The following is a 9779-nucleotide window of genomic DNA, read 5'->3' on the forward strand; positions in this document are numbered from 1 at the left end:
CTTAGACGAAGATAAAGATTATTATATTGGGGATGCGAGTTTACCTTACAGTCCAGAACAAAAAAGAGTTTGGGTAGGATTCTATCCTCGAAAAGAATGTCATTTACATTTTAATCCGGTTCGAAACACCCTCAGTGTGTATACGGAGAAGTTTAATACTCAATAAAAGATAAAATCATTACTAAAAAGGAGTAAAAGAAATAATGAAAATCAACTTAAATCTCAAAAAAATAATTAAATGGCTGATCTTTCTTTTACTCCTTTTAGTCATTCTTTTCTTTGTGATTGGTTCGTTTTTACCTCAACCTCCTTTTAAACAAATACCTATTCCGGAACCTAGAGTTCAAGAACTGCGTAGATGGACAATAAATAACCAACCTATGATAGAAAAAACATATACTTTCTATGGTTTAAATGGTTTAGGTTATTATCAAAAAGAATTAGAAAAAGAAGAAAAGAAACCTACAGCTGAAGAATTAGCTAAACAAGATCCGGAAGCAGCCAAATTAAGTCCTTTAGAAATAGAAGAAAAAGTTAAAGATCAAAATAAAATAACATTGTATCAAAGTCGTCTTAAAACTCAACAAGAGCCCACGGATATCTTACCTTTCCAAAAACAACCTTTTGGTGATTGGAAAGAAACTGATAATCTTAGACCATTTGAAGACGACGGTGTTTTTAGGAAAGCTACTGCCCTTGATTCTCTTTTATTTTTATATCTTAAAAATTTTAAGATAAATCCAGGATTAGGAAAGAGAGCAATAGGTGAATTTTCATTTGATTATCAAGGACCCCAATATCTCTTAGAAGAAGATAAAGACTATTATATTGGAAATGCTAATTTATATTACAGCAATGAAAATGAGCGTTTTTATAATCGGAAAACATATCACCTTCACTTTAATCCGGTTCGAAACACTTTAAGTGTTTATACAGAAAAGTTTAATGTTAATAAATAATTTTCCGTTAAAATAACAATTAGTGAAAAGAATATTAAAACATGACTAAAAAGGAGTCAAAGTAATTATGAAAATAAACTTAAATCTAAAAAAAAACCTCAAATGGCTCATCATTCTTTTACTCCTTTTAGTAATTCTTTTTTTTGTGATTAGTTCATTTCTACCTCAACCACCTTTTAAACAAATCCCTATTCCTGAACCACAAATACAAGAAATGAGAAAATATTTAGATAATTTTATTATTTTTTCTAAAAAAAAACACTTATTTTTAGATAATAATTTGCTTATATGTTAAAATAATTCTAAAAAAATATAAGAGAGTAAATAAAAAAATTGTGATAGAATTATCAAAACGTCAAAAAAAATTTGCTAATAATATTGTAAAAACATTAAGAAATAAAAAAAAAAAGTTTGTGTGTTGCACCTACAGGAGTAGGCAAAACAATTATATTTACTGCACTTTTAGAATACTTTTTTAGAACAAATCAAGTAAAAAAAATATGTGTTTTATGTCATAGAGATGAAATTAATGTTCAAAATAAAAAACGTTTTGAAGAAATTAATCCTTATATTACCACAGGTTTATTTGATGGCAAACATAAAGATTGGGATAAACAAGCTATTTTTGCTATGTTTCAAACTCTTGGATTAGATAAAAATTTGTTAAATTTAGATGCTATTGATATGTTGATTGTTGATGAAGCACATCGTGCATCAGCTTCTTTGTATCAAAACATTATTAATTATTTCAAAATGAAAAATGATAATTTTAAGCTTTTAGGTTTTACTGCTACCCCAGAAAGAGGAGATGGAATAAATTTATTAGATACATTCGATAATGTTGCTGATGAAATTACAATAGACGAAGCTATTAAAGAAGGTTATTTAATCGAACCAGAAGAAGAAATCATCATTTTAGAAGATAAAAATATTCAAGAAAAAATGGCTAAATTAAAATATAAAAATGGTGAATATGATATGGATCAAGCAGAAGAAATAGTAAACAACCTTCTTTTAAATAATAGAGTTTTTGATAAATGGAAAGAATATGCTAAAGATAGACAAACTATTATTTTTTGCACTAATTTAAAACATGTTAATAGTGTTACAGAACATTTTAAAAAAAACAATATAAAAACAGAATCTATTTCGGAAAAAACGACTTTTTATCAAAGAAAAGAGATTTTAAATGATTTTAAAATAGGTAAGATACAAATTTTAATTAATTGCAACATTTTAACAGAAGGTTTCGATGAACCATCTGTATCTTGTATTATGATTTTGCGTCCTGTACGTTTTAGAACTACTTTTTATCAAATAATAGGTCGTGGTTTGAGGAATAATAACGGAAAAAAATGTCTAATTATATGTTGGGGTTATAAAAAACATATATTTGAGCATATTTATTATGTTTTAGAAGAAGAATACAAAAGTAATTCACGATATATAAAAAGATATTCCAAAGAAAGAAATAATTATTCAGAAAGTAGAAAACCATCTAAATACATTTATACCGATGAATATGAAACAAAAAAAATTAATATTACTGAAATAAAAATTAAAAAAAAATTAAAAGATTCTGAATTTGAATGGTATAAAATTTTTAATAAAGAAAACATCACAGGTTTTATAACAAAAGGATATTATAATAAGGAATCTTGGGTTTTAATTGTTTATTTAATAAATAAAAAAGAATTTATCGTTATTTCAGGTAAAACAGATAATGATTTTAATATTTTAACTTTAAATAAAGATAAAGATTATTTAAATTGTTTAATTAAAGGAGAAAAATGGCTTAAAAATTTAGAAAATGAAAAAAAAACACATTACAAAAGAAATATAAATAAAGGTATTAGTGAAAAACAATTAAATAATCTAAAAAATATTAAATTTCCTGAATTAATTAGAGAATTGGAGGAATCAAAAAAACAAGAATTAACAAGTTTTCAAGCAAGTCTTTTAATAACTATTTGTTTTAAAATAGAAAAAATTAAAAACATTTTAGGCATAGAAAAACTGGAATTATGTTTAGAAAATATTTCTCAAAATTTAGTTATTTTTTAAATATTTTTTTATAAAAGAATAAAAAAAACTGAAATATAAAATTAATTTTCTTAAACTTTCTTGCACTTAATAAAAAGGAGTAAAAGTAATTATGAAAATAAACTTAAATCTAAAAAAAATCCTCAAATGGCTCATCATTCTTTTGCTCCTTTTAGTCATTCTTTTCTTTGTGATTGGTTCATTACTACCTCAACCACCTTTTAAACAAATCCCCATTCCAGAACCACAAATTCAAGAAATGAGAAAATATCTAGATAATAACCAACCTATGATTGAAAAAAGATATACTTTTTACGGTTTAAACGGGTTAGGTTATTATCAAAAGGAATTAGAAAAAGAACAACAAAAACCGATAGAAGCTCAAAATCCTTATTTAATTACTTTCTTAAAACAACGTAGTCAAACTCAACAAGAACCCACGGATTTCTTACCTTTTGTTAAAAACCCTTTTAAAGAATGGCGTGCTACTGATTCTGGTGTCCCAGTATTTTATAATTCTACTTTGAGTAAAGGAACAGTCTTAGATTCGCCATTAAATCAATATATCACCCTAAGATGTGAAGAAGTTTTAGGACGAGTATGGCTTTATTATACGGGACCTCAATATCTTTTAGATGAAGATAAAGATTATTATATTGGGGATGCGAATTTACCTTATGATCCTCAGAAACAAATATCTCAGCGTAAACAATATCATTTACACTTTAATCCGGTTCGCAACACCCTCAGTGTGTATACGGAAAAGTTTAATGTTAAATAAAATTAAATATTAAAAGAGGAATTATATTGCTATGAATTTTAATGCTATTACAGAAAAAGATATTGAACAAAAAGTAGTACGTAAACTAGAAAAATTAGGTTATATTTTAGATTTTCAAAATCCTTTTCAAGATGTTTATCAATATAAACCTAAAAATAGTTATGATTTTATCAAATTAAATAAAAAAAAACCTGATTTTATTATTTATGATCAAGAAAAACCTTTAGCTATTATTGAAACTAAAAAACCTCATAGTAATTTGTTTCAAGCTGAAATACAAGCGGAAAATTATGCTAATATTTTGGGAATACCTATTATTTTTACTTATGATGGATTTCGTTTATTTACTAAACATCTTTTATTCAAGCAAGAATTACAATACGGTAACACTCCTTTAACTGATTTTATTGATAAAAAAACTTTAAAAAAATTTATTCAAACGCCTAAAATTGATTTTAATTTTGGTAAAAAAATTACTTCTGAAACTAATTTTATTCATGAATTAAAAAAAATAGAAGATATTCTTTGGACAACAGGGTTAAAAAAAGGAGACGAAAGATTTACCGAATTTTGCAAAATATTGTTTCTTCGTTTAATATCAGAAAAAGAAAATAAAAATCTTTGGGAAAATATTGTTCAAGCAGAAATATCCGAAAAAATATATTTAATCAATGGTAATTTAGCTAAATTAAATAATCAATATCAAATGGGGAAGTATGGAGAAAAATTACAATTAGATCCAGAATATAATAATAAAGAAGTAGCGAAAATTATACAGAAATTAAATGAAATTGATTTTACCAATACTTCTTTAGATATTAAAGGAAATGCCTTTGAATTTTTTTTAGGTTACAGAGGTTTAAATGATGATTTAGCTCAATATTTTACTCCTCGTAATATTATTCGTTTTATGTGTCATTTAACAGTACCTCGAATAGGAGAAAAAATTTATGACCCTTTTTGCGGTTCAGGCGGTATTTTAATTAATACTTTTGAATATATGAAAAAACAAATCCTAGATAATGAAAAACAAAAATTTAAAATACTTCGTGAAACATCTATTTTCGGAACAGATATTAATAATATCGCCTATGTTGCTAAAATGAATATGATTTTAGTAGGAGATGGACACGCAAACATTATCCAGCAAAAAGATGGTTCTTTAATAAATAAAAGAACTAGCCAATATGATGTTGTAATGACTAATATTCCTTTTAACTTGCCTATTAATAAGTTTGATTATCATATTGCTTCTTTATATCCTGTAAATTCTAATAACGGTAACGCTCTTTGCATTCAACATTGTTTAGATTCTTTGAAAAAAAGTTTAAATTCTCGAGCTTGTATTGTTATTCCTGAACAATTTATTTTTCATCAACCATTAAAAAATATAAGAGAATATATTATTAATCATTATAATGTTAAAATCTTTTCTTTACCACAAGGAGTTTTTGAACCTTATACAACAGCTAAAACATGTATTCTTTATTTAGAATACCAAGGTATCCCAGGTAAATTAGAGTTTATTAATATTCATCATGTAGGTTTTAGTTTGAATAAAAATAAAAATAAAATTGATGCTAATGATTTAATTAATTATTTAAAAAATCCTAAGGAATACCTAGATAAAACAGAAATGACATGGAAAGAAATTGCTGATAATAATTTTTCTTTTAAACCGAATAATTTACAAAAAGATATAAAAGGTATTAGAATAAATGATATTTTATCCTTTTCTCGTCATAGTATTAAATTAGAATCAGAAAAAGAATACTTTGAAATCACTTTGAAAGTACATGGTCAAGGAATCCAAAAAAGATGTTTTAGAGGAAAAAAGGCTCAAGTTAAATTCAAAAAAGGAAAAGATTTTGGTAGTCAAAGATTTGTTATTAAAGATGAAGATTTTATTTATTCAACAATTGATGCTAGAAATGGATGTTTTAGTAAAATCATTCCAGAAGTAAGAAATGCCCTTTATTCAAATACTTATTGTTGTTTTAAATTAAAAAAAGATTATCAATTTTTAAATCTTGATTTTTTAACTCATTTATTAAATAATGAATATTTTATTAATTATTTTGAAAAAATAAGTTCTGGTACTAGTAATAGAAGAAGTGTGAAAAAAAATGATTTTTTAAACACTATTATACCTTTTAATCAGGCAGAATTATACCAATATAACGATTTTTTTAAAAAAAGACATCATCAATTGAAAAAAATAGAAAAAGAAAAAAAACAAATTAAACAACAAATTGAACAAAAAATCAAAAAATTATTAATGAATAAATTTGAAAAAATTTAAATAGTTTAATACTAAATAATTTTCCTTTACCATACAATTTTTTCAATAAAAAAAAGACTAACTTAGTAGTCTTTTTATTTACTTTTTTACTTTTATTTAGGAGATTAACAAAAAACACCTGATTAATTACTAAAAAACTCTTTATAATAAGAATGTTCGTATTTAAGTAATGAAAAGAGAAAAAAGAGGTTGTAATACTCAATAATGTCTTCTAAAAAAATGAAAAAATATACTTTAGAAACAAAAAAAGCTGTTGTTCAAGCTAAAATTCAAGGCATGAAAGAGACTGATATTATCAAAAAATTCCAAATTAAACATGCTTCTTACATTTATGATTGGATGAAAAAGTTTAAGATTACTCATTATCCTGGTAAAAAAAAACATTATTCTTTAGAAACTAAAAAAGCCGTTGTTCAAGCTAAAATTCAAGGTATGAGTAACCCACAAATTATTAAAAAATTTCAAATTAGTAGTAAATCTGTTATTAAGAGATGTATGAAACAATTTCAGATAACTCATTATCCTTCTAAAGAACTAAAATATTCTTTAGAAACCAGAAAAGCTGTTATCCAAGCTAAACTTCAAGGCATGAAGGATAAAGAAATTGTTAAAAAGTTTGGATTAAACACTCATACGGTTATTTATAAATGGTTGAAACAATTTAAAATTACTCATTATCCTGGTCAAAAACATTATTATTCTTTTGATACTAAAATTAAAGTAGTTTTAGCCAAACAAGCCGGTTGGACTAGTAAAAAAATTCAAGCTCATTTCGGTATTCAAAGTCGTTGGCAAATTAGAAAATGGTATTCGTGGTTTAAACAACAAAAACTCCATCATCTTTCTCAACCGAGAGGCAAAAATTACCGTTATCAAAAAAAATTTTATCATCCTTTTTTTGACTCAATTAAAAAAGAAATTAAAAAAATCTTAGCTTTAAAACCCAAAAACAACCCCCAACTTTATTTAAAGATCATCACTAAATATGCTCCTAAAGTAGGTTTAAATCAGCTTTTAAAATGGTTAAATTTTCCTAAAAGCACGTATTATCGTTGGTTAAAGGGCGAAAGTAAAGAAGCTGTAGTTACTGTTTTAGATTTAGCTCTTCAAAAAATAGCCAAACGTCATCGTGATTTTAACAGTGAAGGAGAAGGTCGTTATTTACTAGGTTATCGGCGTTTACACTGTAAACTGAAACTAGTTGGTTTTAAAGTTAATCCGAAAACAGTTTATCGCAAAATGAAGAAATTCGGTTGCCTATGCCAAACTCCTAAAAATAGTTTTTTTCTGCAAAGTTATAAAAGACAAAAGAATGGTTACGAAAAGCCTTTAGCACGTTTTAATCTCCTTCAAAATAATTTTCGAGCTCAACGTCCCTACCAAAAACTTTGTGGCGATTTCACTTATCTTCCTTATGGAGAAAATAACCAATTTCTTTATTTAGCAGTAATTATGGACTTATATAATCGAGAAATTATTGCTTATACTTTTTCGGAACAACAAGACCATCATTTGATTAGTCAAACTTTAAAAAAATTACCAGTTTTGAAAGAAGCTGGTTTATTTCATTCTGATCAAGGAGTCCAATTTATTCATCAAAAAATTAAAACTATTTTACAAGAAAAAAATTTAATTCCTAGTTTTTCTGAAAAGCAAGCACCACAACAGAACAGTTGCGTAGAGTCGTTTTTTAGTACTTTAAAGAATGAAAAAATGTTTAATGAAAACAAAAAACGTTTAACTTTCAAAAGAATCAAACGTAAAGTAACTCGTTTTATCGAATACTATAACCGTAAAAGAAGATTAAAATACTTAAATTATTTATCTCCTTACCAGTTTAAACAGAAACAAATACAAATACTTTAATTTTTTTACTTTACATATCTTAATAATAAAGATATCATTAGTATAGTTAACAAATATATTATTAATGGTTCCTCATATCCATAAAAATATTAAGGAGTAAGTTGATGACTCAAAATAAAATAAATATTTTTGATGTAGCTAATTATTTGATTGAAAAAATACCTAGTATTACTAATATGAAACTACAAAAACTGATTTATTATGCTCATGCTTATCATCTAGTTAAACAAAAAGAAAAATTAGTTGATAATACTTTACAAGCTTGGATTTATGGTCCTGTTTTTCCAGAATTATATCAAACATTTTGTAAATACTCTTATTTACCATTAAAATCCACTGAGAAAGGGGATTTCCATCAATTAACTGAAATACAAAAAGCTTCTTTAGATCAAATTATTCAAAGATATGGTCATTTAGATTCTGGGGATTTGAGTGAACAAACTCATAATGAAGATCCTTGGTTAGATGCTTACAACATGAGCCATGATTGGGAACAAAATGTTATCACTGACCAAGCTTTAGTTAAATTTTTTCGCAAAGTTTTTCGTTAAAGCTAGATATTAAAATGAATTATTTAAATAATCGATTTCGTTTTCCATCTATCAGAGTAATTGGTTTTATGAATAGAGATTTACAAGGGAAAATTTTTGGTCTTATTTGTTTTGATTTAAATCATCAAATTTACAACATGAGTTAATGTAAAAATAACTAATTAATCAGCTCTCTTTTAAGAGGGCTTTTTTAGTTAGAAAAGTGGCGGGCACGCGGCGGACACATATCTTTTTTTCTTTTTTTTCTTTTTCTTTTCTTTTTTTATATCCTGAAATACTTTTACATATTATTTATTTTTTATTTTTTTTTAAGAAAGGAGAAGAGGGAAAAGCTCCTCTAAGCTTTTTCCCTCTGTATCCTTTCCTTTTTCTGAATGCTTTTCTTTTTTTCAAAAGCTTTTTCAAAGAGGGAGAGAGGAAAAAAAGCTCTCCCAAGCTTTTTTTGCCTCTCAACCTCTCTCTTTTAATTTTTTTTTTACTTTTTTGTCAAGAAATTTAAAAAAGTACTTGACAAAAAAACTTCTTTTAGATAAAATAGGGGTGAACGTTAGTGAACAGTATATATATATATTTAACTTACTTACTTACTATAGTAAGTAAGTTAAATATATATTTCTTTTCTTTTTTCTTTGGTACTTTCTTTTTTCTTTAAATTTTTTTTCAAAAATTAAATTTTTAAATTTGAATTAAAATATGAAATGTTTTAAATGAGGAAAAGGTTTACTCTAGATTTGAAATATTTTATATAAAACTTAAACGTAGCTCAACGAAAGAGGGTTGAGTAGTAGTAAAATATTAAGTATTCATTTTTTTTTATAAAAAGAGATTATATGAGAAATAAAGATGTTTTTCTTGATTGTTTTTTCTTTTTTTATGATGAAAAATGGTTTTTTTATGATTAAATTTAAGTAATATTTTGTTTAGGAAAAACAGACTTTTCGTAGTTTTTTTTTAATATATTTTTTACTTTTTAATAGTTACTCATTTTTTTTTGAAAATGAAAGACTTTTATGCAAATGTTATTTTTTTAAAAAAAGTCAACAATACTAGTTGACTTTTCTTTTTTTTTAGTTATACTAGCTGTAGTTAATTAACGATTTGACTATTTGAAAAAAAAAGAGAAGAAAAAAAGTTTTATTTCTTTCTTTTTTTCAGTCAAAACGGGATTTTGAAACGGTGCCATTATTTTGGGTCACATCCAAAATTTATTCGGGTTTTGTTATAGGTGTTATTATTGGTTTTTGTATTATTTTCAATTTATTTAGTTTGTTAAAATC

General features: G+C 25.1%; 7 protein-coding genes. All 7 read left to right on the plus strand.

From position 1 onward, the window contains the following. The first annotated feature begins 203 nt into the window (after positions 1–203). The 7 genes from F1741_RS02115 to F1741_RS02145 all read left to right on the plus strand — a co-directional run bounded on the left by F1741_RS02115 (position 204) and on the right by F1741_RS02145 (position 8502). Complete coding sequence (locus F1741_RS02115) at positions 204–959, plus strand: hypothetical protein (RefSeq protein ID WP_152309968.1); 756 nt, start codon at positions 204–206, stop codon at positions 957–959. 67 nt (positions 960–1026) lie between these two features. Beyond that, a complete protein-coding gene (locus tag F1741_RS02120) occupies positions 1027–1254 on the plus strand; it encodes a hypothetical protein (protein WP_152309969.1) in 228 nt (75 codons plus the stop codon). 116 nt (positions 1255–1370) lie between these two features. Beyond that, complete coding sequence (locus F1741_RS02125; RefSeq protein ID WP_152309970.1) at positions 1371–3023, plus strand: DEAD/DEAH box helicase; 1653 nt, start codon at positions 1371–1373, stop codon at positions 3021–3023. A 91-nt stretch (positions 3024–3114) separates the two neighbouring features. Further along, a complete protein-coding gene (locus F1741_RS02130; protein WP_152309971.1) occupies positions 3115–3783 on the plus strand; it encodes a hypothetical protein in 669 nt (222 codons plus the stop codon). 31 nt (positions 3784–3814) lie between these two features. Beyond that, complete coding sequence (locus tag F1741_RS02135; protein ID WP_152309972.1) at positions 3815–6085, plus strand: N-6 DNA methylase; 2271 nt, start codon at positions 3815–3817, stop codon at positions 6083–6085. Between the two features lie 204 nt (positions 6086–6289). After that, a complete protein-coding gene (locus F1741_RS02140; protein WP_152309973.1) occupies positions 6290–7951 on the plus strand; it encodes an IS3 family transposase in 1662 nt (553 codons plus the stop codon). 104 nt (positions 7952–8055) lie between these two features. After that, on the plus strand, positions 8056–8502 hold the full coding sequence (locus tag F1741_RS02145; protein WP_152309974.1) for a Panacea domain-containing protein: 447 nt from the start codon (positions 8056–8058) through the stop codon (positions 8500–8502). The last annotated feature ends 1277 nt before the right edge of the window (positions 8503–9779 follow it).

Origin of the sequence: 'Cynodon dactylon' phytoplasma (assembly GCF_009268075.1) — a bacterium.
Taxonomy (GTDB): domain Bacteria; phylum Bacillota_I; class Bacilli_A; order Acholeplasmatales; family Acholeplasmataceae; genus Phytoplasma; species Phytoplasma cynodontis.